Raw genomic sequence first — 25,148 nt, 5'->3', positions numbered from 1 at the left:
TGGCGGGCCGCGGCCGGACGGGCGGCTTGCCGGGGGCGTTGGATGAGGAGTTGCCGACTGCGGCGTTCCCGATGCCGACGATGTTCACGGAGTTCACCCTCGCCATGGCGAGGGCCTCGGTGCCCGAGGCCGCCTGGGCGACATAGTGGTGATCTGCGCGCTCTCCACGGTCCGGGTCACCGCGGACGTCACCGCCGCCAGTGCCGTCAGCAGCACCATCCCCAACACCACACCCGACACGAGCAGTTCGGGCCGCTCCGGCACCCCCAGGCGCAGGAACGCGACCCCCGCCACCACCAGCAGCACGCACTGCGCGAGCGCGAGACCGGCGGCGGGCAGCGCCGTCCCGACGAGGATCTCGCGGTCCGGCACCTCGCCTGTACGGCGCCTCCCCCGTGGGGCGTGCCCCGCTGGTGCACCCCGCCCACATCCGGGCGGTCTCGGCAACGGTCAGGTCGGAGGGGAAGCCGCCCTCCTGGAGCATCACGCCGATCCGGGGCCGGACGGCGGCGCGCTCGCGGCAGGGATCGTGGCCGAGTACCCACACCCGCCCGTCGTCGGGGCGGCGAGACCCTCCAGCAGTTCGACCGTGGAGGTCTTGCCCGCGCCATTGGTCCCGAGCAGGGCGAAGATCTCGCCGCGCGCCACGGAGAAGGAGATCTCGGTCACTGGTCGAAGCCACCGGCGTAGGTCCGCCGCAGCCCCTCCGCCTCGATCATGTACTCGTCGCTGGTCATGACTTAAGGCTTCCGCCGACCACGAACGACGGGCAGTGCGTGCTGTCACCGGCTCCGATGACAAATGTCATCGGAGCCCACACCTGTCCAGCGCATACGACGAAGGCCCCGGTCGATTCGACCAGGGCCTTCTTCTCTGAGCGGACGACGAGATTCGAACTCGCGACCCTCACCTTGGCAAGGTGATGCTCTACCAACTGAGCCACGTCCGCATTGCTGCCACTCAGCTCTCACTGGGTGGTGCGTCCACCACTCTACCCGATCCACATCAGTGGCCCGTAAAGCGATGCAGAGCGGGTGACAGGAATTGCACACTGCGCCTTCCCCCTGGAAGGGGGATGTTCTACTACTGAACTACACCCGCACGCTGCGTGAGGTGGGGCCTTGTGGCCTCGCCCCTCGGCGTGCTCCAGACTCTAGCCGACCGGCAGGGGTGCAGCGCAACTCGGATCCGCTCGTGCCCCTCAACTGGCTTGGCGGAAGGCCTCGTAGACCCGCTTGGGGATTCGGCCGCGGGCCGGCACGTCCATCTTGTTGGACAGCGCCCAAGCACGAACGGCCGCCGGGGCGGGCTCGAGCGAGGTGTGCCTGTAGGTGACGCGGGACTTGTCACGCTTCCCGGCGTTTGTCTGCTTCCGGCCGGCCGCCACGTACGGGGCCAGGGCCTTGCGCAGTTTCTTTGCATTGGAGGGATTGAGGTCGATCTCGTACGACTTCCCGTCCAGGGCGAACGCGACCGTTTCCGCCGCTTCTCCGCCGTCCATGTCGTCGGAGAGCGTGACCACTACTCGCTGAGCCACGGATATCGGTCCTTTCCTGCGGTATCACCGGTTTGACATGCTGTTGTGACATGTGGCGATACCGACTTTGCGGATGCTGAGGGGCAATGCTGCTTTCCTCTGTATTCCTTTGTACAGCGACAGACGGCGCATTGTGAAGCCCAGCCAATTACATGCGCGTGTCCGGGGCAATGGGCGGCTGGATATTTTCCCCGGATTTTTGCCGCGGGTTCTCCCGATATCTACCCGCGTAGATTTTTCGGGCGGGTACGCTGAGGGAACCGCCCTCGCAACACACCACCGGGAGTGCCCGTGGCACGCGTCGTAGTCGACGTCATGCTCAAGCCCGAGATCCTCGACCCCCAGGGACAGGCAGTACAGCGTGCACTGCCGCGTCTCGGATTCGACGGAATCGCGGACGTACGTCAGGGAAAGCGCTTTGAGCTGGAGGTGGAGGGGCCGGTCGACGACGCCGCCCTCGCCCGCATCCATGAGATGGCCGAAACGTTTCTCGCCAACACCGTCATCGAGGACTTCGTCGTGAAGGTGGAGTCGTGACCTCTCGTATCGGAGTCGTCACATTCCCCGGCACGCTCGACGACCGGGACAGCCTGCGCGCCGTACGTCTCGCGGGCGCCGAGCCGGTCTCGCTCTGGCACCGCGACAAGGACCTCAAGCAGGTCGACGCCGTGGTGCTCGCCGGAGGTTTCTCCTACGGCGACTATCTGCGGGCCGGAGCCATCTCCCGGTTCTCGCCGGTGATGGAAACGATCATCGACCAGGCGAAGGCCGGGATGCCGGTTCTCGGCATCTGCAACGGCTTCCAGATCCTCACCGAGTCGCATCTGCTGCCGGGCGCCATGCTCCAGAACAACCATCTGCACTTCATCTGCCGTGAGCAGAAACTGCGGGTGGAGACGAGCGAGACGGCCTGGACCGCGGACTACACCGCCGGCCAGGAGATCTCGATCCCGCTCAAGAACATGGACGGGCGGTACGTCGCCGACGAGCGCACGCTCGACGAGCTGGAGGCCGAGGGCCGGGTCGCCTTCCGCTATCTGGACTTCAACCCGAACGGTTCGCTGCGCGACATCGCCGGCATCACCAACGCCGCGGGCAATGTCGTAGGCCTGATGCCGCACCCGGAGCACGCCGTCGAGCCTCTGATCGGCACGGGCCGCACCGACGGCCTCGGTTTCTTCACCTCGATCCTCAAGAAGCTGGTCACCGCATGAGCCTGGATACGGTCAAGCACGCGGCCGAGACCCCGGACGTCGAGCAGCCCTGGGCCGAGCTCGGTCTCAAGCAGGACGAGTACGAGCGCATCCGCGAGATCCTCGGCCGCCGTCCCACCGGCGCCGAGCTCGCCATGTACTCCGTGATGTGGTCCGAGCACTGCTCGTACAAGAGCAGCAAGGTCCACCTCAGCCAGTTCGGCGAGAAGGTCCCGGAGAACGACGCGATGCTCGTCGGCATCGGCGAGAACGCGGGCGTCGTGGACGTCGGCCAGGGGTACGCGGTCACCTTCAAGGTCGAGTCGCACAACCACCCGTCGTACATCGAGCCCTACCAGGGCGCTGCCACCGGCGTCGGCGGCATCGTCCGCGACATCCTCGCCATGGGCGCCCGCCCGGTCGCGGTCGTCGACCCGCTGCGCTTCGGCGCTGCCGACCACCCCGACACCAAGCGCGTCCTGCCGGGCGTCGTCGCGGGCATCGGCGGCTACGGCAACTGCCTCGGCCTGCCGAACATCGGCGGCGAGGTCGTCTTCGACGCCTGCTACCAGGGCAACCCCCTGGTCAACGCGGGCTGCATCGGCGTGATGAGGCACGAGGACATCCACCTCGCGCAGGCCTCGGGTCCGGGTAACAAGGTCATCCTGTACGGCGCCCGCACGGGCGGCGACGGCATCGGCGGCGTCTCGGTCCTGGCGAGCGAGACGTTCGATTCGACGGGTCCCGCCAAGCGCCCCGCCGTCCAGGTCGGCGACCCCTTCCAGGAGAAGCTCCTCATCGAGTGCACGCTCGAGATCTTCAAGGAGAAGCTGGTCGCGGGCATCCAGGACCTCGGCGGCGCGGGCCTGTCCTGCGCGACGAGCGAGCTGGCGAGCGCCGGCTCCGGCGGCATGCGCGTCGAGCTCGACACCGTCCCGCTGCGTGACGCGAGCCTCTCGCCCGAGGAAATCCTCATGAGCGAGTCGCAGGAGCGAATGTGCGCGATCGTCGAGCCCGACAAGGTCGAACGCTTCCTGGAGATCTGCGAGAAGTGGGACGTCATCGCCACCGTCATCGGTGAGGTGACCCACGGCGAGCGTTTGGAGATCTTCTGGCACGGCGAGCAGATCGTCGACGTCCCGCCGCGGACCGTTGCCCACGAGGGCCCGGTGTACGAGCGTCCCTACGCCCGTCCCGAGTGGCAGGACGCGCTCCAGGCCGACGACGCGAACAAGCTTCCCCGGCCGGCGAGCTCCGACGAGCTGCGTGAGCAGGTCCTCGCCCTGGTCTCCTCGCCGAACCAGGCGTCGAAGTCCTGGATCACCGACCAGTACGACCGTTTCGTGCAGGGCAACACCGTGCTGGCCCAGCCCGAGGACGCGGGCATGATCCGGATCGACGAGGAGTCGAACCTGGGCGTGGCCATGGCGACCGACGGCAATGGCCGGTACGCGAAGCTCGACCCGTACACGGGCGCGCAGCTCGCGCTGGCGGAGGCGTACCGCAATGTCGCCGCATCCGGCGCCAAGCCGCTCGCCATCTCGGACTGCCTGAACTTCGGCTCGCCCGAGGACCCGGATGTCATGTGGCAGTTCGCGGAGGCCACGCGCGGTCTCGCGGACGGCTGCCTCCAGCTGGGCACCCCGGTCACGGGCGGCAATGTCTCGCTCTACAACCAGACCGGCGAGGTCGCCATCCACCCGACGCCGGTCGTGGCGGTCCTCGGTGTGATCGACGACGTCAACCGCCGTACGCCGATCGCCTTCAAGGAAGAGGGCCAGCTCCTCTACCTGCTGGGCGACACGCGTGAGGAGTTCGGCGGCTCGGCCTGGTCCCAGGTGATCCACGACCACCTCGGCGGACTGCCGCCGGCCGTGGACCTGGACCGCGAGAAGCTGCTCGGCGAGATCCTGATCTCCGCATCCCGCGACGGCATGATCGACGCGGCGCACGACCTGTCGGACGGTGGTCTGATCCAGGCGGTCGTCGAGTCGTGCATGCGCGGCGGGACGGGCGCGCGGCTGATCGTGCCGGACGGTCTGGACGCTTTCACCTTCCTGTTCAGCGAGTCGGCGGGGCGCGCGGTCGTCTCGGTGCCGCGCAGCGAGGAGCTCCGCTTCAACGACATGTGCGGGGCGCGAGGGCTGCCGGTGACGCGCATCGGTGTGGTGGACGGGGAAGAGGTCGTGCTCCAGGGCGAGTTCAGCATCCCGCTGACTCAGCTGCGTACGGCGCACGAGGAGACCATTCCTGGTCTGCTGGTCTGACGCGTTGCTGGATCGGCGCACTGCCGGCTGAGCCCCTGCCCCCTGCCGGGGTGGGGGCTCAGCCGTTTCCCCCTTGTGCGTGATGACGTAACTACGTAGATCAGAGCATTGAACTGGAGGAGCGCGTCGCCGAGCTGGAGCGCCGGTTCGCGGCGCTGGAGAGCGCGGGACCAGCCGAGGGCGCCGAAGCTGGGAAAGGGCGGCTTCTGGGCACTGGAAGGACTCAAGCTGCAGCTCGCCGGGGCGAATGTGCCGGACGGCGGTGTGCTGTTCACGGGGTCCGTGAGACTGCCCACGCATGAGCGGTACGAGTGGCAGTACGGGGCGCTCACGGACGGCCTGCTCGCCGCCGACTGGGAGCAGACCGCGGAGTCCGTCGCGGCGCTCGGCAGCGCCGTACGGCTGCAGCTGCTGCGCGAGATCCTCGGCGGCCGGCGTACGGCTGCCGAACTGACCGAGCTCGAAGGGCTCGGCACGACGGGCCAGACCTACCACCATCTGCGCGGGCTGACCGGTGCGGGCTGGCTGCACACGCCGAGCCGCGGCCGCTACGAGGTGCCGGGCATCGGTGGTGCCGTTGCTCGTGGGGCTGGCCGCCGCCCGCCCGCACTGACGTAATCGCCAAGGGGGAACACGTATGTCCGTCCCTAAGGCGCTCATGATCTTCTACCGCTGCTGCATCGTGGCCTGCCTGGTACCCGCGGCAGCTGCGCACCTCCGCCCGCGTGCACCGGGCCCTTTCCACCCCCGCCGCCGCCGGTCAGGCATGGCGTGAGCGCTGCCTGCCGGCGCTCAGCCCGCACGGCCGCTGTCGTACCCAACCCTTAATGTCGGTCCCATGCCACCGGCCAAGAAGCGCACCCGCGCCTACGACCTCGCCAAGATCCGTACCGCCGTCCTCACCCAGTTCGCCCACGTTCAGCAGGCGGTCGGCGCCCTCACGCCCGAGCAGCTCGACCGCCCCACCCGGCTCGGGGACTGGACCGTGCGCGATCTGGCCGGGCACATCACCATGGCGGTCGGCGCGGTCGGCGACTGTCTTGAGCAGCCCGCGCCGGCCACGCTCGAAGTCGAGCTGCTGGACTGGCCGTTCGCGACGGTCGCGCACGCCAGGAACGTCTCTGACGACACCAAGGAGATCGCGGCGAGCGCGCAGCCGCCGGAGTTGTACGCGCAAACCGCCGCCCGGCTCGCCGAGTTGCTGCCCGCCGCCTCCGGCGACCGGCTCGTCGGCACCCGCGTAGGCGCGATGCGGCTCGGCGACTATCTCGTCACCCGCACCGTCGAACTCGTCGTGCACACCGACGACTTGAGCGAGGCGACCGGCCTCGACATCCCGTACGACCGGCAGGCGCTCGCCGCCTGCACCAGGCTGCTCGCCGACGCCCTCGCGGTGAAGGCGCCCGGCGGGTCGGTCGAGATGCGGGTGCCGCCGTTCGCAGTCGTGCAGTGCGTCGAGGGGCCGCGGCACACCCGTGGCACCCCGCCCAATACCGTCGAGACCGACCCGCTGACCTGGATCCGCCTCGCCACCGGGCGTACGGGATGGGCGAAGGCCGTCGAGGCGGCGAAGGTCAGCGCGAGCGGCGAGCGCGCCGACCTTTCGGGGCTGCTCCCGATCCTGGGCTGACGGCGGCGTTCCGGCCGGGGCAACGGAGGGAACCGGGGGAACCAGAGCTCCGCCACCCCCGTCCCATCGATATGCGCAACCAGCTGAGCATTCCTGTCACCGCCCTGGCCCTCCTCGCGCTCGCCGCCTGCGGCACGGAATCGGGATCCGGTGCCGGCGGTGACGGATCGGTCACGACCGATCTGCCCCTCACCGGCGTCCACTGGTCCGTCGCCAGCGTGACCGTCGACGGCAAGAAGTCCGCGGCCCCGGACGGCGCGCACGTCGAGATCACCAGCAAGGGCCGCGCCCAGGGCAACTACGGCTGCAACCACTTCGGCGCGGACGTCAAGGTCGACGGTGACACGATCACCGTCGGCCCGGGCGAGATGACCGAGATGGGCTGCGCCAAGGACATCCAGGGCTTCGAGGACGCGCTGCGGGCGGCCTTCTCCGGCAAGCTCAAGGCGAAGGTCGCCGACGAGAAGCTCACGCTGACCACCGAGAAGGGCGACTCCATCGCCCTCACCTCCGAGCGCCCGGCGCCGCTGGTCGGCACCAAGTGGACCGTGAACTCCCTCCTCTCCGGCGAGACCGCCTCCTCGCTGCCCCCCGGCACGGAGAAGAACGCGTATCTGACCTTCGGCAAGGACGGTTCCGTACGCGGCAACCTCGGCTGCAACACCTTCACGACCACCGCGAAGATCTCCGGCTCCGCGATCACCTTCGACCGCCTCGCCACCACGCGGAAAATGTGCACGGGCACGGCGATGACGCTGGAGAGCCACCTGCTCAAGGTCCTCGACGGCAAGGTGACGTACAAACTGCAGCACCGCGGGCTGTCCCTCACCGCGGCGGACGGCAAGGGACTGGCCGCGACGGCGGCGCCGGCGAAGTGATCAGGCGGGGGGTAGTGATCAGGCCGGGGTAGGGGAGCGGCCCGGGCGTCGGTCCTCTCCCACGCCGCCCGAGTTCGGCGAGCCGGCCCGGCTCCACCGCCGCCAGGAGCCCCCGCGGTTCGAAGCTGCCGCGGCCATGGGGCCCGCGCGACTCGGAGCCGCCTCGCACACCGCGGCGCGAAGCTGCCGCCGCGGGCGCAGCCCGGTGCGAAGTCCCGCCTGGTGAACGGAGCCATCCCGCCCCCCCCGGCGCGAAGCCTGCCCGGTGCGGGCGGATCCGTCGGGCCCGCCGGCGTGATGTCGAGCCACCCGGCTACCGAGCCCCGCGGCCCGAAGCTGCGCCCCGCAGGGAGCCAGGGGTGCCCCGAACCACCGGATCTCAAGGGCGGGTGGGGGGAGTCCGTTCCGACGACTGTCAGCGACCCCGCGGTGAGCTGCTGCCGGCCCAGGAACCTGTCCCCCGGGCGCGTACCTGCCAACGTCGTCCCGCAGTGTGGACGCCCGTCCGGAGGCCCGTCAGGACGCCGATCCGCAGGCCCAGCGCCCGTTCGGGCCCCCGCCCACACCCCCGCCGACCCCACCCACGCATCCCCAATTCGGACCAGTGGTCGATCTCGCCTACACTCGGTGCCGTGCCACGTGGTGACGGACGACTCAACCACGACCTGCTCCCCGGTGAGAAAGGCCCCCAGGACGCTTGCGGCGTCTTCGGTGTCTGGGCCCCGGGCGAAGAGGTCGCGAAGCTCTCTTACTTCGGGCTATACGCCCTCCAACATCGAGGTCAGGAATCCGCGGGAATCGCGGTGAGCAACGGCTCCCAGATCCTCGTATTCAAGGACATGGGCCTGGTCTCCCAGGTCTTCGACGAGACATCTCTCGGCTCCCTCCAGGGCCACATCGCGGTCGGTCACGCCCGCTACTCGACCACGGGCGCCTCCGTGTGGGAGAACGCACAGCCGACCTTCCGGGCCACCGCCCACGGCTCCATCGCGCTCGGCCACAACGGAAACCTGGTCAATACCGCCCAGCTCGCCGAAATGGTCGCCGCGCTCCCCAAGGAGAACGGCCGGGCCACCCAGGTCGCCGCCACCAACGACACCGATCTGGTCACCGCGCTCCTCGCGGGCCAGGTCGACGACGACGGCAAGCCGCTCACCATAGAAGCGGCCGCGGCCAAGGTGCTCCCGGAGGTCAAGGGCGCGTTCTCCCTCGTCTTCATGGACGAGGGCACCCTGTACGCCGCCCGCGACCCCCAGGGCATCCGCCCCCTCGTCCTCGGCCGCCTCGAACGCGGCTGGGTCGTCGCGAGCGAGTCCGCCGCGCTCGACATCTGCGGCGCCAGCTTCGTCCGCGAGATCGAGCCGGGCGAGCTCATCGCCATCGACGAGAACGGCATCCGCACCTCCCGCTTCGCGGAAGCGAAGCCCAAGGGCTGTGTCTTCGAGTACGTCTACCTCGCCCGCCCCGACACGGACATCGCCGGCCGGAACGTCTATCTCTCCCGTGTGGAGATGGGACGCAGGCTCGCCAAGGAAGCCCCGGTCGACGCGGATCTGGTGATAGCGACGCCGGAGTCCGGCACCCCCGCCGCCATCGGCTACGCCGAAGCCAGTGGAATCCCCTACGGCTCCGGTCTGGTGAAGAACGCCTACGTCGGCCGCACCTTCATCCAGCCCTCCCAGACCATCCGCCAGCTCGGCATCCGCCTCAAGCTGAACCCCCTCAAGGAAGTCATCCGGGGCAAGCGCCTGGTCGTCGTCGACGACTCGATCGTCCGCGGCAACACCCAGCGCGCCCTGGTCAAGATGCTCCGCGAGGCCGGCGCCGCCGAGGTCCACATCCGGATCTCGTCCCCCCCGGTGAAGTGGCCCTGCTTCTTCGGCATCGACTTCGCGACCCGCGCCGAGCTGATCGCCAACGGCATGACGATCGAGGAGATCGGCACCTCGCTGGGCGCCGACTCACTCTCGTACATCTCCATCGACGGCATGATCGAGGCGACCACCATCGCCAAGCCGAATCTCTGCCGCGCCTGCTTCGACGGCGAGTACCCGATGGATCTGCCCGATCCCGAACTGCTCGGCAAGCAGCTTCTGGAGACCGAGTTGGCCGGCGGCGCCGATGCCGCCGACGCGCTCCGTCGCCCGTAACGCCCCCGTTTTACGACACGAAAGTTCTTGGCCATGTCTGCTGAGTCCACCGGTGCCAGCTACGCGTCAGCAGGTGTCGACATCGAGGCGGGTGACCGCGCCGTCGAGCTGATGAAGGAGTGGGTGAAGAAGACGCAGCGCCCCGAGGTCCTCGGCGGTCTCGGCGGCTTCGCCGGTCTCTTCGACGCCTCCGCCCTCAAGCGTTACGAGCGCCCCCTGCTCGCCTCGGCCACGGACGGCGTCGGCACGAAGGTCGACCTCGCTCGCCGGATGGGCGTGTACGACACGATCGGCCACGACCTCGTCGGCATGGTCGTCGACGATCTCGTCGTCTGCGGGGCCGAGCCGCTCTTCATGACCGACTACATCTGTGTCGGCAAGGTTCACCCGGAGCGCGTCGCCGCCATCGTCAAGGGCATCGCCGAGGGCTGTGTGCTGGCCGGCTGCGCGCTGGTCGGCGGCGAGACCGCCGAGCACCCCGGGCTCCTCGGTGAGGACGACTTCGACGTCGCCGGCGCCGGTACGGGCGTGGTCGAGGCCGACCGGCTGCTGGGCGCGGATCGTATCCGTACGGGTGACGTGGTCATCGCCATGGCGTCCTCGGGCCTTCACTCCAACGGGTACTCGCTCGTACGTCACGTGCTCTTCGACCGCGCGAACATGGCGCTGGACCAGCAGGTGGCGGAGTTCGGGCGCACCCTCGGCGAGGAACTGCTCGAGCCCACCAAGATCTACTCGCTGGACTGCCTGGCGCTCACCCGGACCACCGAGGTGCACGCTTTCAGCCACATCACCGGCGGCGGTCTTGCCAACAACCTCGCCCGGGTCATTCCGGACAATCTGCACGCGGTCGTCGACCGTTCGACCTGGACCCCCGGCGCTGTCTTCGACCTCGTCGGCAAGGCCGGCCAGGTCGAGCGTCTCGAGCTGGAGAAGACCCTCAACATGGGCGTGGGCATGATCGCCGTCGTCCCCGAGGAGTCGGTGGACGCGGCACTGACCACGCTCGCGGACCGCGGCGTCGACGCCTGGGTCGCGGGAGAGATCACGGACCGCGGCGACCGCGCGACGGGCGCGACCCTCACGGGCACGTATTCACATTAGGCACAGTCACAAGCTGAACAGCACAGAAACCGGTCCGGAGGCGAGCCCCGGACCGGGTCGGTGTGTGCCTAGTGCAACGGCCTAGTGCAACGTCAAGCGCCGCGGCGCTGTGACGACGGACCGGACTCGTCGTCCTCGTCCTCGTCGTCGTTGTACAGATCCGCGTACTGTGCGTACGGGTCGTCTTCCTCGTCGTCGTCCTCGAACGGCTCGCCGTTCGGAGGCTGACTCGAAGTCGAAGCGCCCAGCTCGTTGGCCAGACGCGACAGGTCAGTCCCGCCGCTGTTGTACTTCAGCTGGCGGGCGACCTTTGTCTGCTTGGCCTTGGCCCGGCCGCGCCCCATGGCTCGACCCCCTCGGTGACGGGGCTCGACGGCCCCAGAGTCTTGACACGCGTTCATGATTCGGAACGGGCTCTCCGTGGAGAGACCGGCCCGTAGGGCTTCAACGGTACCTGCTTCCGCGGCCATACGGTACGCCGCCCGCATGACGCGCCACTTCACAGAACCCGCGAGGAGCCCTGTCCTCGCTGGTCAACTGCGATTTTAACCCCTTCTCGGCAGTCGACCCGCCGACCGGGGTGAGTCTTGTCTCCCAGTCGGCGGGCCAGGGCCTGCGAGGTCAGTGGCCGCGGGCCTCCGCCATCCGCTGCTCGGCGATCCGGTCCGCGGCCGCGGCCGGCGGAATCCCGTCTTCCTTCGCACGAGCGAATATTGCCAGCGTGGTGTCGAAGATCTTCGCCGCCTTCGCCTTGCAGCGGTCGAAGTCGAAGCCGTGCAGCTCGTCGGCGACCTGGATGACTCCGCCGGCGTTCACCACATAGTCGGGGGCGTAGAGGATTCCGCGGTCCGCGATGTCCTTCTCGACGCCCGGGTGCGCGAGCTGGTTGTTGGCGGCGCCGCACACCACCTTCGCGGTGACCACGGGCACGGAGTGGTCGTTCAGCGCGCCGCCGAGCGCGCACGGGGCGTAGACGTCCAGGCCCTCCGTACGGATCAGGGCGTCCGTGTCCGCAACCGCTGTGACCTGCGGGTGCCTGTCGAGGATCCGGCGTACGGACTCCTCGCGCACATCCGTGATCACGACCTCGGCGGCGTCCTGCAGCAGGTGCTCGACCAGGTGGTGTCCGACCTTGCCGACGCCCGCGATGCCGACCTTGCGGCCGCGCAGCGTCGGGTCGCCCCACAGGTGCTGGGCAGAGGCCCGCATGCCCTGGAAGACGCCGTAGGCCGTCAGGACCGACGAGTCGCCGGCGCCGCCGTTCTCGGGGGAGCGGCCGGTGGCCCAGCGCGTCTCGCGGGCCACGACGTCCATGTCCGCCACGTACGTGCCGACGTCGCAGGCCGTCACATAGCGGCCGCCGAGGGAGTCCACGAACCGGCCGTAGGCGAGCAGCAGCTCTGTTCTCTGACGGGCTTCGATCTTCGCCGGGTCACCGATGATCACGGCCTTGCCGCCGCCGTGATCGAGACCGGCCATGGCGTTCTTGTACGACATGCCCCGGGACAGGTTCAGCGCGTCCGCGACGGCCTCTTCCTCGGTGGCGTACGGGTAGAAGCGGGTGCCGCCCAGGGCCGGGCCCAGGGCGGTGGAGTGGATGGCGATGACGGCCTTCAGGCCGGAGGCGCGGTCCTGGCACAGCACGACTTGCTCGTGTCCTCCCTGGTCCGATCGGAACAGGGTGTGCAGTACATCGATAGGCGTGCCGGTCACATCGGTCACGGTGGTGACTCCCAAGTACGAAGCGGCGGAGGAAGGACTTCCTTGGGGTCTCCCCGTCGCTTGTGGCAGGGGAAGGGTGGGGAAGCCTTAAGTTTCGGCACGAGGGTAAATCCTACGCGTGCGTAGATCCGACGCAGTGCTGAGGATCACCCCCTGGCGGAGTACGGGCGTGGAAGGATTTGCGGCATGCCAGCGTTGTCCTCGGTCCTCGTCCCTTACGCGGCCTACCTGCGGGTGTACGAGCCGCTGGCGGCCTTTCCCGAGCCGGAGCGGAGCCACTGGGCCCGCTACGCCCGCCGGGAGCACACTCCCACCGCGCAGGACGAACTGCGCCGCTCGCTGGCCGATTTGCTGCCCACCCCGCCGGTCCCGGTGCCGGTCCACGAGAGTGGCGACGCCTTTGTCACGGAGGTGGACGGAGTCGTGTGCGTCTGTCCGTGGCGCACCAGGCTGCGCGGCTGGCTGGCGCTGGAGGAGCTGGCGGAGCTGTTGCCCACAGCCCTCCTCGACGCGGCGCTGCCGCCGGTGGTGCGCGGGCAGGCGGCCGCGGACTACGGGCAGTGGCGCGAGCGCAACCCGGACGCGCGGCCCTGGATCCGTACGTCGGTCTGGCAGGTGCCGGTGCGCTGGTTCGTGCTTTTCTCGGACGACGAGCGCGAGTACGAGCCGGCGGGGCCCGCGGCGGCCCTGCTGCGCTACCGGACGCCGATGGTGCAGGCCAGGCGGCGGGTGGCCCGCGCACTGAAGACGCTGAGAGAGACGATCGAGGAGGGGCAGCTGACCGAGAGCCTGGTGGACGTGGGGCGGTGGCTGGAGGAGTTCCATCCGCGCTCCCTGGTCGAGCTCGACTACGGCGGCCTGGTGCACGCTCTTACCGGACCGCAGCTCGCCGAGGACCGCTCGGCGGCGGATCTGGCCGCGGGGATCGCGGCGCTGCGGGACGGGGACGGCGAGGGCGCGGGCGAGGCGTACGCCCGTCTGGTGGAGCGCTGGCGGGCTGTGAGGGACCTTCAGTTCGCGAACTGAGCGGTTCTGTTGGTCATTGAGGATCATTGAGGCCATCGGTCCAGGACGTAGGGCCCGATCCGGGCCTTTGTCTCAAGCGTGACGGACGTAACTTACTGGGCTCTTGCGTCTATCACCTACCGTCGTGTCAAAATAGGACAAGGGGCCCAGGGAGGGCTCCTTCCGTCCAACTACGGGCGGAACACTCGGCATTGCTCTCTATGGGGGGTTTGATGACCCCCGATCGCCACTGTGACTGATCGTCACTGTGGCGTGACTGTCCGTTATGGCATGGTCCATCGGACTTCCGCCGCTGATGAACACCTCGGAGGGCAATTCCGTCGGTTTGGCCGACGTGGCTGGACAGATGGTGTAGTTGTAGTGCCGAGGACAAGCCGTTCGTCCTATAACCGACTCGACCCGCGTCCGCCATTTCGGGCAACGCGGGTCAAGGTGCAGAATTTAGAGGAAAGAACCGAGATGGTTCGGTTCTCCCGAGGAGGCCGCTCATGACCGCTCGCACCCCTGATGCAGAGCCGCTGCTGACCCCGGCTGAGGTTGCCACGATGTTCCGCGTGGACCCGAAGACGGTCACCCGCTGGGCTAAGGCAGGCAAGCTCACGTCCATCCGCACGCTCGGTGGGCATCGTCGGTATCGCGAGGCAGAGGTCCGCGCACTGCTTGCGGGTATTCCGCAGCAGCGTAGCGAGGCCTGAACACCCCATTGATCGGGCGTTTCCGGGACCCCTATCCCGGCAAGCCCCCCTATAGCTCCACATGACGGGTGTCCGCCCCAACGGACTTCGTCATCGATCGCGCTGGACTCCGCCGGGTCCAGCGCGATCTTTTTGTGCCTGGGGGGGGCGGGGTGCGCGGCCGGCTCGGGATGTGGGGCGGAGGTGCGCGGAGGCGCTCAGGGGGTGGTGCAATTGCACATATTAAATTGGCCGGTTGTAGGGAGGTGGTAAGTCCACGGGTTCGGGAAACCCGTGAGGTGACTCCCGTCACACCGCACAGCCCTTGCCAAAGGCGAGCCTGTCACCGGGTGATAGGGCCTTCGTCCTCGGCTGGGGCGGGTGCGGAGGGTTCCATGGCGAGCCGTTGGAGGCGATGGCAGATGGCGCAGCGACGGGTGAGATGCCGGTAGCCGGACGTGGCGGCGTTCAGATGGGCGCGCAGCAGCGCCCTGGTCTCGTGTTGCCTCGCTGCGGACGCCGCCATGCGCGTCACCTCCGGTGTGTGCCGTCCCCTAGTGACTGGGTACCGGTGGCGGATGACGCCGTCAAGACGCCCGGATGAGGAAGGCCGCCGCCTTGAAGGGTCCATGCACGGCGAAGGCCCGCGTCTTTGATGATGCGGGCCATGGGTGGGGCGGGCGGTGCTGGCGGCCTTTGCTGTGTCTGATTGCGGCTCCGCCGCGGGCGCGGCCTCCGGCGGCCGTGTCCATGCACGGCGAAGGCCCGCGTCCTTGACGGATGCGGGCCTTCGTATCACTGCGGTCCTGACGGGATTTGAACCCGCGGCCTCCACCTTGACAGGGTGGCGAGCACTCCAAACTGCTCCACAGGACCAGATTTCGCTGCGCTTCTTGCCGTGCGCTGCGAAGCAAGACTGTACAGCAGGTCAGATGCTCCGGTCGAACTCACCCAAGGCGACGGACGCGCTACGGCGCCGCCGCGTCGATCGCCTTCACGATGCGCTTGTCCGAGACCGGGTACGCCGTGCCCAGCGCGTGCGCGAAGTAGCTCACCCGCAGTTCCTCGATCATCCAGCGGATGTCCAGAACCTCCCGCGGGACCGGGCGGCCCTGCGGCATCTGCTCCAGGAGCCAGGCGTACTCGTCCTGCATCTCGTGGACCTTCTCCATGCGCGTCGTGTCGCGCTGGACGCCCGTCGGCATCTGCTGGAGCCGGCGGTCCACCGCGACCAGATAGCGCATGAGGTCCGCCAGCCGCCTCAGGCCGGTCATGGTGACGAAGCCGGGCGGCATGAGGGCCGCCAGCTGCTCGCGTACGTCCTGGACGTTGGCCACCAGGGTCAGGCTGTTCGTCGCCTTCAGACGGCGCTCGCAGGCCTGCCAGGCGGCCAGGATCTGCTGGACCTGGTCCACCGTCCGTACCGTCACGTCGACGAGATCCGCGCGGACCTTGTCGTACAGCTTGCGGAACGACTCCTCGTCCCAGGCCGGGCCGCCGTGGTCGGCGATCAGCTTGTCCGCCGCAGCCGCGGCGCAGTCCTCGAAGAGCGCCTGGATCGAGCCGTGCGGATTACGGGACAGGGCCAGCTTCTGCTGGTTGTTGAGCTTGTCCGAGGCGAACTTGGCGGGGTTTACCGGGATGTTGAGCAGGATCAGCTTGCGCGTGCCCTGCCACATCGCCTGCTGCTGCTCTGCCTCGGTGTCGAAGAGGCGTACGGACACGCTCTCACCGGCGTCGACGAGCGCCGGGTACGCCTTGACCGGCTGGCCGGCCCTGCGCGTCTCGAAGACGCGGGACAGCGTGCCGATCGTCCAGTCCGTGAGGCCGGTGCGCTCCAGGGACTGGCCCGCAGGCCCGGACGTGGCGGCCGCCGCGGCCTTCGAGAGGGCCTGGCGCGCCTCCGGCTTGAGCTGGACTTTCAGCGCCTCCAGGTCCTTGGCCTCCGCGAGCTTCCTGCGGCGCTCGTCGACGATCCGGAACGTGATCTTGAGGTGGTCGGGAACCCGGGACAGATCGAAGTCGTCCGCCGTGACCGGGACGCCGACCATGCGCTGCAGCTCGCGCGCGAGGGTGACGGGCAGCGGCTCCTGGAGCGGCACAGCCCTCTCCAGGAACGCCTTCGCATAGTTCGGGGCGGGGACGTAGTGCCGGCGGATCGGCTTGGGGAGGGAGCGGATCAGCTCCATCACCACCTCCTCGCGCAGCCCCGGGATCTGCCAGTCGAAGCCCTCGCTCGTGACCTGGTTCAGCACCTGGAGCGGGATGTGGACGGTCACACCGTCCGCGTCCGCGCCCGGCTCGAACTGGTACGTCACCCGGAACTTCAGCCCGCCCTGCCGCCAGGAGTCCGGATAGTCGTCCTTGGTGACCTGCCCGGCCTTCTCGTTGATGAGCATCTCGCGCTCGAAGTCGAGGAGTTCGGGCTCGTCCCGGCGCGCGTGCTTCCACCAGGAGTCGAAGTGAGCGCCCGAGACCACGTGTTCGGGCACTCGCTGGTCGTAGAAGTCGAAGAGCGTCTCGTCGTCCACGAGGATGTCGCGGCGCCGCGCCCGGTGCTCCAACTCCTCGACCTCGGTGAGGAGTTTGCGGTTGTCGGCGAAGAACTTGTGGTGCGTACGCCAGTCGCCCTCGACCAGCGCGTTACGGATGAACAGCTCGCGGGACGTCTCGGGGTCGATGCGTCCGTAGTTCACCTTGCGCTGGGCCACGATCGGCACGCCGTACAGCGTGACCCGCTCGTACGCCATCACCGCCGCCTGGTCCTTCTCCCAGTGCGGCTCGCTGTAGGTGCGCTTGATCAGATGCCCGGCGAGCGGCTCGATCCACTCGGGCTCCACCTTGGCGTTGACGCGGGCCCACAGCCGTGACGTCTCGACGAGCTCCGCCGACATGATGAAGCGCGGGGGCTTCTTGAAGAGCGCCGAGCCGGGGAAGACCGCGAACTTGGCGCTGCGGGCGCCCAGATACTCGTTCTTGTCGGTGTCCTTCAGGCCGATGTGCGACAGCAGACCGGCCAGCAGCGAGGTGTGGACGGACTGCTCGGGAGCGTCCTCCTCGTTGAGGTGGATGCCCATCTGCTTGGCGACGGTACGCAGCTGCGCGTAGATGTCCTGCCACTCGCGGATGCGCAGGAAGTTCAGATACTCCTGCTTGCACATCCGGCGGAAGCTGGAGGAGCCGCGCTCCTTCTGCTGCTCGCGGATGTACCGCCAGAGACTGAGGAAGGCGAGGAAGTCGGAGGTCTCGTCCTTGAAGCGGGCGTGCTGCTGGTCGGCCTGCGTCTGCTTGTCGGCGGGCCGCTCGCGCGGGTCCTGGATGGAGAGCGCGGCAGCGATCACCATGACCTCGCGTACGCAGCCGTTCTTGTCGGCCTCGATGACCATACGGGCGAGGCGCGGGTCGACCGGGAGCTGGGAGAGCTTGCGGCCGAGCTGCGTGAGCTTCTTCTTGGGATCCTTCTGGGCCGGGTCGAACGCGCCCAGTTCCTGGAGGAGCTGGACGCCGTCGCGGATATTGCGGTGGTCCGGCGGGTCGATGAAGGGGAACTTCTCGATGTCGCCGAGGCCGGCGGCGGTCATCTGGAGGATGACGGAGGCGAGGTTCGTGCGAAGGATCTCGGCGTCCGTGAACTCGGGACGGGAGTTGAAGTCGTCCTCGGAGTAGAGGCGGATGCAGATACCGTCGGACGTCCGGCCGCAGCGGCCCTTGCGCTGGTTGGCGCTGGCTTGGCTGATCCGCTCGATGGGGAGGCGCTGGACCTTGGTGCGGTGGCTGTAGCGGGAGATACGGGCAGTGCCCGGGTCGATCACGTACTTGATGCCGGGGACGGTCAGCGAGGTCTCGGCGACGTTCGTGGCGAGGACGATGCGGCGGCCGGTGTGCGGCTGGAAGACGCGGTGCTGCTCGGCGTGCGAGAGCCGTGCGTAGAGGGGGAGTACCTCTGTGAAGCGGTACTGCTTCTTGTTGAGCGCGTCCGCGGTGTCGCGGATCTCGCGCTCGCCGGAGAGGAAGACGAGGACGTCGCCCTTGCCCTCGCCCTGGAGCTCCTCGACGGCGTCGCAGATGGCGGTGATCTGGTCGCGGTCGCTCTCCTCGCTGTCGTCCTCGAGGAGGGGGCGGTAGCGCACCTCTACGGGGTACGTACGGCCGCTGACCTCGACGATCGGGGCGTCGCCGAAGTGGCGGGAGAAGCGCTCCGGGTCGATCGTGGCGGAGGTGATGATCACCTTGAGGTCGGGGCGTCTGGGCAGCAGCTGGGCGAGATAGCCGAGCAGGAAGTCGATGTTGAGGGACCGCTCGTGGGCCTCGTCGATGATGATCGTGTCGTACGCGCGCAGCTCGCGGTCCGTCTGGATCTCGGCGAGGAGGATGCCGTCCGTCATCAGCTTGACGAAGGTGTCGCCGCCGACTTGGTCCGTGAACCGGACCTTCCAGCCGACCGCCTCGCCGAGGGGTGTGCGGAGCTCCTCCGCGACACGTTCGGCGACGGTGCGGGCGGCGATCCTTCGCGGCTGCGTATGGCCGATCATGCCCCGTACGCCGCGGCCCAGCTCAAGGCAGATCTTCGGGATCTGGGTCGTCTTGCCCGAGCCGGTCTCGCCGGCGACGATCACGACCTGGTGGTCCCGTATCGCCTCGAGGATCTCGTCCCTGCGCTGGCTGACCGGCAGCTGCTCGGGGTACGTGACCCCGGGCACCCGGCCGGCCCGACGGGCCGTGCGGGCCGCGGACTGCTCGGCCTCGGCGGCGATCTCCTCGAGCACGGCCTGCCGCGCCTCGGGCTTACGGATACGGCGGGCGCCTTCGAGACGGCGGCCGAGCCGGTGGGCGTCGCGCAGGGACGCCCCGGCCAGCAGGGTCTGAAGGTCGGCGAAGGAAGTAGACATACGGATCCCAGGATCTCACCCCGGGGAAAGCGCTGGCGAACACATTTCCACCACGAGCGGTGGGGTACGGAGCGGATCCGTCCGGTTCTGCGGGAAGTAAGAGCGCGTCCGTACCGCTCAGCCGGGACCTGCCGGTACGGCGAAAGCCCCGGTCCGTGGGGGCCGGGGCTTTCGGGTTGTGGCTGGGGCCGGGGTCGAACCGGCGACCTATCGCTTTTCAGGCGATCGCTCGTACCAACTGAGCTACCCAGCCACGCGGCCTTCGACAGCCGCAGCGGTCCTGACGGGATTTGAACCCGCGGCCTCCACCTTGACAGGGTGGCGAGCACTCCAAACTGCTCCACAGGACCAAGCAATGTGCGAGCGCAAGTCTCGCACACAGTGTTGCGTGCCCCCAACGGGATTCGAACCCGTGCTACCGCCTTGAAAGGGCGGCGTCCTGGGCCACTAGACGATGAGGGCTAAGGGCCCACCTGGGCGCTTCGCAGCGCGTCGGGGACGTGAGAAGCATATGGGATGCAGGGAGCTATCGCCAAAACGGTTTACCGGCGGCTGGAGGGGGGCGCGGAGGGAGCGCTCGGGGACGGGGTCGCCCCGGGGGCGTTCTCGTCCGGGAGATGGCGGCTGACCTCGGCCGTCGTCAGGCCCAGGCCGCCCAGCGTGATCTCGTCCCACGCCTGCAGCCGTCTGGTCGTACGGTCCAGATAGAGGACCGACGCCCGCACCTTCTCCGGCTTCTCGTTCTCCAGCGCGCGCAGGCCCCCGCCGCCCGTCGAGCCCTCGACCTTCAGGCGCGTGCCCAGTCCGAGCACCTCTGTCTCGCGGTGGTGGACATGGCCCGCCAGGACCAGCGGGACCTCGCCGTCCGTCTCGCGGGCCGCGACCGGATTGTGGGCGATCGCGATGTCGACGGGCGTGCCCGCGCGGGTCTGGTCGCGCAGGGCGGAAGCGAGGCGGATGCCCGCCATGCGTTCGGCCGGGTCGCCCTGGGCGGCGACCGAGCGGTCGGGGGTGAACTGGGGGTCGCCGGTGCCCGCGATGCGCAGGCCGGCGACGGTGACGGCCCGGCCGTTGTCGAGGACGTGCACGTTCTTGAGGCGGGAGAGATACGCCTGGGTCGTGCCGGAGTCGTGGTTGCCGCGGACCCAGACGTAGGGCGCGCCGAGGTCGGAGATCGGGTCGAGGAAGCCGTTCTCGGCGGCGGTGCCGTGGTCCATGGTGTCGCCGGAGTCGATGATCACGTCGATTCCGTACTGCTCGACGAGCGAGCCGATGATGTGCCACGACGCCGGGTTGAGGTGGATGTCGGAGACGTGCAGCACCCGCATCGTGCGGGGGTCGGGCCGGTAGGTGGGGAGGGTCGAGGTCGCCTCGTACAGCTTGGTGACATTGGTGACCAGGCGCGCCAATTCCTGCTGGTAGACGTCGAATTCGGTGACGATGGAGCGCGCGTTGCCGACGACCGAGGGGGCGCTGGAGAGCAGTCCGGAGAACTTCGGCTCCAGGACGGACTTCGGGTTCCACGTCGCGTACGCGGAGATGCCGGAGGCGGTCAGGAGGGCGAGCGCGAGGCCGCCCGCCGCGAGGGCCCGGCGCGGGCGGCGGTAGACGGCGAGGCCGAGGGCGGTCGCGCCGGAGAGGACGGCGACGCAGGAGCGTACGGCCAGCTCGGTGGTGCCGGCCGTCACGTCGTGGGCGACCTCGTCCTGGAGGCCGGAGAGGCGCTCGGGGTGCTCGACCAGGGCCTGGGAACGGGCCGGGTCGAGCTGGTCGACGTCGACGTCGAGTCGGATGGGTGCGACATGGGAGTCGAGCTCCAGGGCGCCCAGCGGTGAGACGTTGATCTTTGTGCCACCGGACAGGGACGGGCGCAGGGTCATGCTCGTGTCCATTGGGCCGACCGGCGTACGGACGCTGCCGACGATCAGCAGGCCGAGCCAGGCGCCGAGGAGGACCACGGCGGCAAGGCCCAGCGCGCGGGTCCAAGGGTGAGGGGCGTGGACGAGGGCGCTGGTGGGGCTGGTGCTGCGTGAGCGGTAGTGGCGCTGGAGCCGGGTGAGCGCGGCTCGGATCGGTTCCGGGGCTTCGCGGGCCATTGGTCCCGTATGCCCAGCCCGGCGGGCGGCCATGCCGGTGCGACCGGTCGCACCGCGTACGTGACAATGGCCGGGTGCTGGAGATGACGCGCGAGGAGTTCGAGGAATTGGTCGCCGAAGCGCTGGACAGGATCCCGCCGGAGCTGACGCGGCTGATGGACAACGTCGCGGTGTTCGTCGAGGACGAGCCCACCGCCGACGACCCCGAGCTGCTCGGGCTCTACGAGGGGACTCCGCTCACCGATCGCGGTGAGTGGTACGCGGGCGTGCTGCCGGACCGGATCACCATCTACCGCGGGCCGGCGCTGCGGATGTGCGAGACCCGCGAGGACGTGGTCGCGGAGACCGAGATCACCGTGGTGCACGAGATCGCCCATCACTTCGGGATCGACGACGAGCGGCTGCACGCGCTGGGGTACGGGTGACGAGTCCGGATACGCCGCCGGAGCCGATCGATCCGGATGTCGATCTGCATGTGCCCGCGCAGCGCGCCGAGACCGCGGGCAGCCACAAGTGGCCGGTGCTCGCGGCGATCTCGGTCGGCGGCGCGGCGGGGGCGACGGCGCGGTACGCGGCCTCCGTGCTGTGGCCCGCGGCGCCGGGCGCGTTCCCGTGGGCGACCTTCTGGATCAATGTGCTGGGCTGCGCGCTGATCGGCGTGCTGATGCCGCTGGTCAGCGAGGGCGGCCGGAGCGCGCATCCGCTGGTGCGGCCGTTCCTCGGAGTCGGGGTGCTCGGCGGGTTCACGACCTTCTCGACGTACGCGCTCGACTTCTCCGAGCTCCTCGAACGTGAAGAGGCCGACACCGCGATGGCGTACGCGGCCGGGACCGTCGCGGGTGCGATCGCCGCGGTGTGGCTTGCGGCCTCGGCGACCAGGGCGGTCCTGGCCAGAGGGGGCCTGCGGTGAACTGGCTGCTGGTGGTGGTGGGCGCCGCGGTCGGCGCGCCCCTGCGGTATCTGACGGACCGTGCGGTGCAGGCGCGCAACGACTCGGTGTTCCCGTGGGGGACCTTCGTGGTCAACGCGGCCGGGAGCCTGGTGCTGGGCGTGCTCTCGGGGGCGGCGGTGACCTCGGGGACATACGCCCTCCTCGGTACGGGTCTGTGCGGGGCGCTCACGACGTACTCGACGTTTTCGTACGAGACGCTGCGGCTGGCCGAGCGCGGGTGGATGTTCCTGGCAGCGGCGAATGTGGGCGCGTCGCTGCTGGTGGGGCTCGGATCGGTGTTCCTGGGCGCGGAACTGGCGCGCGGGCTCGTGGCGTAGGAGGAGTACAAGGGCGCGTTCCTTGTGGGGCGCGGGGGCGTGTCCCATGTGGGGCACAGGGAGTTGGGCAGTGAAACCCGCGTCCTGTGCCCTGGAGGTGCCGCCCGTGCGCCAGTTGTCCGCACCCGGCCGTTTGGCTGTCGCGATCGCTGCTTCGCTGGCGGTCGCGGCCTCGGCAGGCTGTATGAGCGTGAGCGACGACGAGGGCGGGAAACCGGCGCCCCGTGCCACCACGGACCGGCGTGGGGCGGTGGCCGAGCCGGACGGCGGGCGGGCGGCGCCGGGCGGGCGGCAGGCGGGCGGTGGGCAGGGCGAGCCGGGCAAGGCCGGCAAGGAGGGTGCGGACGGCGAGGGTGCGTCGCCGAGCCCGAGCGGTTCCCCGAAGCCCGCTGCGAAGCCCACGCGGGGCGGGCAGCAGCCGAAGCCGCCGGGGGAGCCGCTGCCGACCGGAGGCGGAGCGTCTCCGTCCGCAGAGCCGCCGCAGCCGACGCCGTCCGAGCCGCCACAGGTGAGTCCGACGCCAGAGCCGAGCGAGCCGTCCGATCCGCCGTCGGCGTCGTCCGCTCCTCAGGTGCACGCGGGGGCAATACAAGGGGCCGACTGGGAGGGGACGTGTACGGAACCGGTGGCGTCGCCGCAGATGGGACCCATGTAACCAGGGTCACTTGGACTAGGTTTGCCTTTAGTGGGGGAGGGTGCGTATGGTGGTAGATCGTTTGATCCCATTGCCCGGCGCCGACACAGAAGAGCGCCGCGTGGCGCGTACTCTCCCTAGCCGTGGCTGACCGCATTAAGGCGGTCGAATTGCGAATCACGGAGTTTGGGCGCGTGCCGAGACTCCGGAAGGTTTCGCATTTCGCATGTCCACTTTCAGTACTGATCACGCCGTCATGCCCGAGAACGACGAGGCCGTGGCGGCTTCCGCTGCCGAGGCTGTAGAGGCTGTCGAGTCCGACGAGGCCGCTGACACCGAGGCCGCTGACACCGAGGCCGCTGACACCGAGGCCGCTGAGCCGACTGTCACCTTCGCCGACCTGGGCCTGCCCGAAGGCGTCGTCCGCAAGCTCGCGCAGAACGGCGTCACCACGCCCTTCCCGATCCAGGCCGCGACCATCCCGGACGCCCTGGCCGGTAAGGACATCCTGGGCCGCGGCCGCACTGGCTCCGGCAAGACCCTCTCCTTCGGCCTTCCGCTGCTCGCCACCCTGGCCGGCGGCCACACCGACAAGAAGAAGCCCCGCGGCGTCATCCTCACCCCGACCCGTGAGCTCGCGATGCAGGTCGCGGACGCGCTCCAGCCGTACGGCGATGTGCTCGGCCTCAAGATGAAGGTCGTCTGCGGCGGTACGTCCATGGGCAACCAGATCTACGCGCTCGAGCGCGGCGTCGACATCCTCGTCGCCACGCCGGGCCGGCTGCGCGACATCATCAACCGCGGCGCCTGCTCGCTGGAGAACATCCAGGTCGCGATCCTCGACGAGGCCGACCAGATGTCCGACCTGGGCTTCCTGCCCGAGGTCACCGAGCTGCTCGACCAGGTGCCGGCCGGCGGCCAGCGCATGCTCTTCTCCGCGACCATGGAGAACGAGATCGGCACGCTCGTCAAGCGCTACCTGTCCAACCCGGTCAGCCACGAGGTCGACAGCGCCCAGGGCAACGTCACGACCATGACGCACCACGTGCTCGTCGTGAAGCCGAAGGACAAGGCGCCGGTCACGGCGGCGATCGCCGCCCGCAAGGGCCGCACCATCATCTTCGTACGCACCCAGCTCGGCGCGGACCGCATCGCGGAGCAGCTGTGCGAGTCGGGCGTGAAGGCCGACGCGCTGCACGGCGGCATGACGCAGGGCGCCCGCACCCGTGTCCTCGAGGACTTCAAGAAGGGCTACGTCAACGCGCTCGTCGCGACCGACGTCGCCGCCCGCGGCATCCACGTCGACGGCATCGACCTGGTCCTGAACGTGGACCCGGCCGGCGACCACAAGGACTACCTGCACCGTTCGGGCCGTACGGCTCGCGCCGGCCGGTCCGGTGTTGTCGTCTCCCTCTCGCTGCCGCACCAGCGCCGCCAGATCTTCCGTCTGATGGAGGACGCGGGCGTCGACGCCTCGCGCCACATCGTGGCCGGAGCGGGCGCGTTCGACCCGGAGGTCGCCGAGATCACCGGCGCGCGATCGCTGACCGAGGTCCAGGCCGACTCCGCGAACAACGCCGCCAAGCAGGCCGAGCGCGAGGTCGTCGACCTGACCAAGCAACTGGAGCGCGTGCAGCGCCGTGCGGCCGAACTCCGCGAGGAGGCCGACCGCCTGGTGGCGCGCGCGGCGCGCGAGCGGGGCGACGACCCGGAGACGGCGGTGGCCGAGGTGACGGCTGTCGCCGAGGCCGAGGTGGAGGCCGCGGCAGCTGCGGCGTCGGTGCCGGAGCAGGCGACGGAGCGTCGCGACGACCGGGGCAACTTCGAGCGCCGGGGTGGCGACCGGGGTGACCGCGGTGGCTTCCGTCGTGACAACGACCGTCCGTCGGGTGGTTTCCGCCGCGACAACGACCGTCGGGACAATGACCGTCGTGACGGCGACCGTGGTGGCCGTTCCTTCGAGCGTCGTGACGACCGCGGCGGTTTCCGTCGTGACAACGACCGTCCGTCGGGTGGTTTCCGCCGCGACAACGACCGTCGGGACAATGACCGTCGTGACGGCGACCGTGGTGGCCGTTC

At 69.2% G+C, this 25,148-nt stretch carries 20 protein-coding genes, 6 tRNA genes and 3 pseudogenes; 15 read left to right on the top strand and 14 right to left on the bottom strand.

Annotation, left to right across the window (positions count from 1 at the left end; genetic code table 11):
* Positions 1 to 141 precede the first annotated feature (141 nt).
* The 5 genes and pseudogenes from ACWDO5_RS23485 to ACWDO5_RS23465 form a co-directional block, all read right to left on the bottom strand.
* Positions 142 to 390: pseudogene (locus ACWDO5_RS23485) on the bottom strand (ABC transporter permease); the annotation flags it as partial.
* A pseudogene (locus ACWDO5_RS23480) lies at positions 326 to 737 on the bottom strand (ATP-binding cassette domain-containing protein); the annotation flags it as partial. The pseudogenes ACWDO5_RS23480 and ACWDO5_RS23485, both read right to left, overlap by 65 nt.
* Before the next feature lie 139 nt (positions 738 to 876).
* Positions 877 to 949, bottom strand: a tRNA-Gly gene (locus ACWDO5_RS23475).
* Positions 950 to 1,029: 80 nt separating this feature from the next.
* A tRNA-Gly gene (locus ACWDO5_RS23470) sits at positions 1,030 to 1,101 on the bottom strand.
* Positions 1,102 to 1,201: 100 nt separating this feature from the next.
* Complete coding sequence (locus tag ACWDO5_RS23465) at positions 1,202 to 1,537, bottom strand: histone-like nucleoid-structuring protein Lsr2 (protein WP_450532301.1); 336 nt, start codon at positions 1,535 to 1,537, stop codon at positions 1,202 to 1,204.
* Positions 1,538 to 1,828: 291 nt separating this feature from the next.
* Between ACWDO5_RS23465 and purS the strand changes: the two genes are divergently transcribed.
* From purS to purM, 8 genes and pseudogenes are all read left to right on the top strand, one after another.
* Positions 1,829 to 2,074 carry a phosphoribosylformylglycinamidine synthase subunit PurS gene (gene purS / locus ACWDO5_RS23460; protein ID WP_215092426.1) on the top strand — a complete coding sequence of 82 codons (246 nt, stop codon included), beginning with the start codon at positions 1,829 to 1,831 and terminating at the stop codon, positions 2,072 to 2,074.
* The gene (gene purQ, locus ACWDO5_RS23455; RefSeq protein ID WP_450532300.1) at positions 2,071 to 2,751 is read left to right on the top strand and encodes a phosphoribosylformylglycinamidine synthase subunit PurQ; all 681 of its coding nucleotides are present in this window, start codon (positions 2,071 to 2,073) and stop codon (positions 2,749 to 2,751) included. Before purS ends, purQ begins: the two co-directional genes overlap by 4 nt.
* Positions 2,748 to 4,997: a phosphoribosylformylglycinamidine synthase subunit PurL gene (gene purL, locus ACWDO5_RS23450; RefSeq protein ID WP_450532299.1), complete on the top strand. Its 2,250-nt coding sequence runs from the start codon at positions 2,748 to 2,750 to the stop codon at positions 4,995 to 4,997. The genes purQ and purL overlap by 4 nt, the downstream gene beginning before the upstream one ends.
* 107 nt (positions 4,998 to 5,104) lie before the next feature.
* Positions 5,105 to 5,610: pseudogene (locus ACWDO5_RS23445) on the top strand (ArsR family transcriptional regulator).
* 225 nt (positions 5,611 to 5,835) lie between these two features.
* Positions 5,836 to 6,627, top strand: a complete 792-nt coding sequence (locus ACWDO5_RS23440) for a sterol carrier family protein (protein WP_450532298.1) — start codon at positions 5,836 to 5,838, stop codon at positions 6,625 to 6,627.
* Between the two features lie 71 nt (positions 6,628 to 6,698).
* On the top strand, positions 6,699 to 7,505 hold the full coding sequence (locus tag ACWDO5_RS23435; RefSeq protein WP_450532297.1) for an META domain-containing protein: 807 nt from the start codon (positions 6,699 to 6,701) through the stop codon (positions 7,503 to 7,505).
* A 632-nt stretch (positions 7,506 to 8,137) separates the two neighbouring features.
* Positions 8,138 to 9,655, top strand: a complete 1,518-nt coding sequence (gene purF, locus ACWDO5_RS23430; RefSeq protein ID WP_450532296.1) for an amidophosphoribosyltransferase — start codon at positions 8,138 to 8,140, stop codon at positions 9,653 to 9,655.
* A 33-nt stretch (positions 9,656 to 9,688) separates the two neighbouring features.
* Positions 9,689 to 10,759 (top strand): phosphoribosylformylglycinamidine cyclo-ligase, encoded by a 1,071-nt coding sequence (purM, locus tag ACWDO5_RS23425; protein WP_450532295.1) that lies wholly within the window; start codon positions 9,689 to 9,691, stop codon positions 10,757 to 10,759.
* 92 nt (positions 10,760 to 10,851) lie between these two features.
* Here the strand turns inward: purM and ACWDO5_RS23420 are convergent, their stop codons facing one another.
* Entirely contained in the window at positions 10,852 to 11,103 is a 252-nt protein-coding gene (locus ACWDO5_RS23420) for a DUF3073 domain-containing protein (RefSeq protein WP_398992536.1), read from the bottom strand.
* Between the two features lie 277 nt (positions 11,104 to 11,380).
* Positions 11,381 to 12,481 (bottom strand): Leu/Phe/Val dehydrogenase, encoded by a 1,101-nt coding sequence (locus ACWDO5_RS23415; protein WP_450532294.1) that lies wholly within the window; start codon positions 12,479 to 12,481, stop codon positions 11,381 to 11,383.
* Positions 12,482 to 12,667: 186 nt separating this feature from the next.
* On the opposite strand from ACWDO5_RS23415, the gene ACWDO5_RS23410 reads away from it, so the two are divergent.
* On the top strand, positions 12,668 to 13,507 hold the full coding sequence (locus tag ACWDO5_RS23410) for a hypothetical protein (RefSeq protein ID WP_450532293.1): 840 nt from the start codon (positions 12,668 to 12,670) through the stop codon (positions 13,505 to 13,507).
* A gap of 488 nt (positions 13,508 to 13,995) precedes the next feature.
* A complete protein-coding gene (gene bldC / locus ACWDO5_RS23405) occupies positions 13,996 to 14,202 on the top strand; it encodes a developmental transcriptional regulator BldC (RefSeq protein WP_003949541.1) in 207 nt (68 codons plus the stop codon).
* A gap of 322 nt (positions 14,203 to 14,524) precedes the next feature.
* On the opposite strand, the gene ACWDO5_RS23400 is transcribed toward bldC, so the two are convergent.
* From ACWDO5_RS23400 to ACWDO5_RS23370, 7 genes are all read right to left on the bottom strand, one after another.
* Positions 14,525 to 14,707, bottom strand: coding sequence for a DUF6274 family protein (locus ACWDO5_RS23400; RefSeq protein WP_450532292.1), 183 nt, complete (start codon positions 14,705 to 14,707; stop codon positions 14,525 to 14,527).
* Between the two features lie 275 nt (positions 14,708 to 14,982).
* Positions 14,983 to 15,057: transfer RNA gene (locus ACWDO5_RS23395), tRNA-Asp, on the bottom strand.
* Between the two features lie 92 nt (positions 15,058 to 15,149).
* Complete coding sequence (hrpA, locus tag ACWDO5_RS23390; RefSeq protein ID WP_450532291.1) at positions 15,150 to 19,070, bottom strand: ATP-dependent RNA helicase HrpA; 3,921 nt, start codon at positions 19,068 to 19,070, stop codon at positions 15,150 to 15,152.
* A 179-nt stretch (positions 19,071 to 19,249) separates the two neighbouring features.
* Positions 19,250 to 19,323 (bottom strand) — tRNA-Phe (locus ACWDO5_RS23385).
* A 22-nt stretch (positions 19,324 to 19,345) separates the two neighbouring features.
* Positions 19,346 to 19,420 (bottom strand) — tRNA-Asp (locus ACWDO5_RS23380).
* A 39-nt stretch (positions 19,421 to 19,459) separates the two neighbouring features.
* Positions 19,460 to 19,532: transfer RNA gene (locus ACWDO5_RS23375), tRNA-Glu, on the bottom strand.
* An 80-nt stretch (positions 19,533 to 19,612) separates the two neighbouring features.
* Positions 19,613 to 21,166, bottom strand: coding sequence for a metallophosphoesterase family protein (locus tag ACWDO5_RS23370; protein WP_450532290.1), 1,554 nt, complete (start codon positions 21,164 to 21,166; stop codon positions 19,613 to 19,615).
* Positions 21,167 to 21,240: 74 nt separating this feature from the next.
* Between ACWDO5_RS23370 and ACWDO5_RS23365 the strand changes: the two genes are divergently transcribed.
* The 5 genes from ACWDO5_RS23365 to ACWDO5_RS23345 form a co-directional block, all read left to right on the top strand.
* The gene (locus ACWDO5_RS23365) at positions 21,241 to 21,591 is read left to right on the top strand and encodes a metallopeptidase family protein (RefSeq protein WP_450532289.1); all 351 of its coding nucleotides are present in this window, start codon (positions 21,241 to 21,243) and stop codon (positions 21,589 to 21,591) included.
* On the top strand, positions 21,588 to 22,076 hold the full coding sequence (crcB, locus tag ACWDO5_RS23360; RefSeq protein WP_450532288.1) for a fluoride efflux transporter CrcB: 489 nt from the start codon (positions 21,588 to 21,590) through the stop codon (positions 22,074 to 22,076). The genes ACWDO5_RS23365 and crcB overlap by 4 nt, the downstream gene beginning before the upstream one ends.
* Positions 22,073 to 22,435, top strand: a complete 363-nt coding sequence (locus ACWDO5_RS23355; RefSeq protein WP_450532287.1) for a fluoride efflux transporter FluC — start codon at positions 22,073 to 22,075, stop codon at positions 22,433 to 22,435. Before crcB ends, ACWDO5_RS23355 begins: the two co-directional genes overlap by 4 nt.
* A gap of 70 nt (positions 22,436 to 22,505) precedes the next feature.
* Positions 22,506 to 23,090, top strand: a complete 585-nt coding sequence (locus tag ACWDO5_RS23350) for a hypothetical protein (protein WP_450532286.1) — start codon at positions 22,506 to 22,508, stop codon at positions 23,088 to 23,090.
* 205 nt (positions 23,091 to 23,295) lie between these two features.
* The coding region (locus ACWDO5_RS23345; RefSeq protein WP_450532285.1) for a DEAD/DEAH box helicase at positions 23,296 to 25,148 on the top strand (1,853 nt) is incomplete at its 3' end.

It is taken from the genome of Streptomyces sp. NPDC000880 (genome assembly GCF_053599675.1).
The sequence above is the reverse complement of the archived record's forward strand: the minus strand, read 5'-3'. Positions and strand labels throughout refer to the sequence as shown.

Excerpts from the sequence above, each read along its gene's own strand:
- purL (WP_450532299.1), top strand. The coding sequence starts at position 2,748 with ATGAGCCTGGATACGGTCAAGCACGCGGCCGAGACCCCGGACGTCGAG.
- ACWDO5_RS23440 (WP_450532298.1), top strand. The coding sequence starts at position 5,836 with ATGCCACCGGCCAAGAAGCGCACCCGCGCCTACGACCTCGCCAAGATC.
- ACWDO5_RS23435 (WP_450532297.1), top strand. The coding sequence starts at position 6,699 with ATGCGCAACCAGCTGAGCATTCCTGTCACCGCCCTGGCCCTCCTCGCG.
- purM (WP_450532295.1), top strand. The coding sequence starts at position 9,689 with ATGTCTGCTGAGTCCACCGGTGCCAGCTACGCGTCAGCAGGTGTCGAC.
- ACWDO5_RS23420 (WP_398992536.1), bottom strand. The coding sequence starts at position 11,103 with ATGGGGCGCGGCCGGGCCAAGGCCAAGCAGACAAAGGTCGCCCGCCAG.
- ACWDO5_RS23410 (WP_450532293.1), top strand. The coding sequence starts at position 12,668 with ATGCCAGCGTTGTCCTCGGTCCTCGTCCCTTACGCGGCCTACCTGCGG.
- bldC (WP_003949541.1), top strand. The coding sequence starts at position 13,996 with ATGACCGCTCGCACCCCTGATGCAGAGCCGCTGCTGACCCCGGCTGAG.
- ACWDO5_RS23400 (WP_450532292.1), bottom strand. The coding sequence starts at position 14,707 with ATGGCGGCGTCCGCAGCGAGGCAACACGAGACCAGGGCGCTGCTGCGC.
- hrpA (WP_450532291.1), bottom strand. The coding sequence starts at position 19,070 with ATGTCTACTTCCTTCGCCGACCTTCAGACCCTGCTGGCCGGGGCGTCC.
- ACWDO5_RS23370 (WP_450532290.1), bottom strand. The coding sequence starts at position 21,166 with ATGGCCCGCGAAGCCCCGGAACCGATCCGAGCCGCGCTCACCCGGCTC.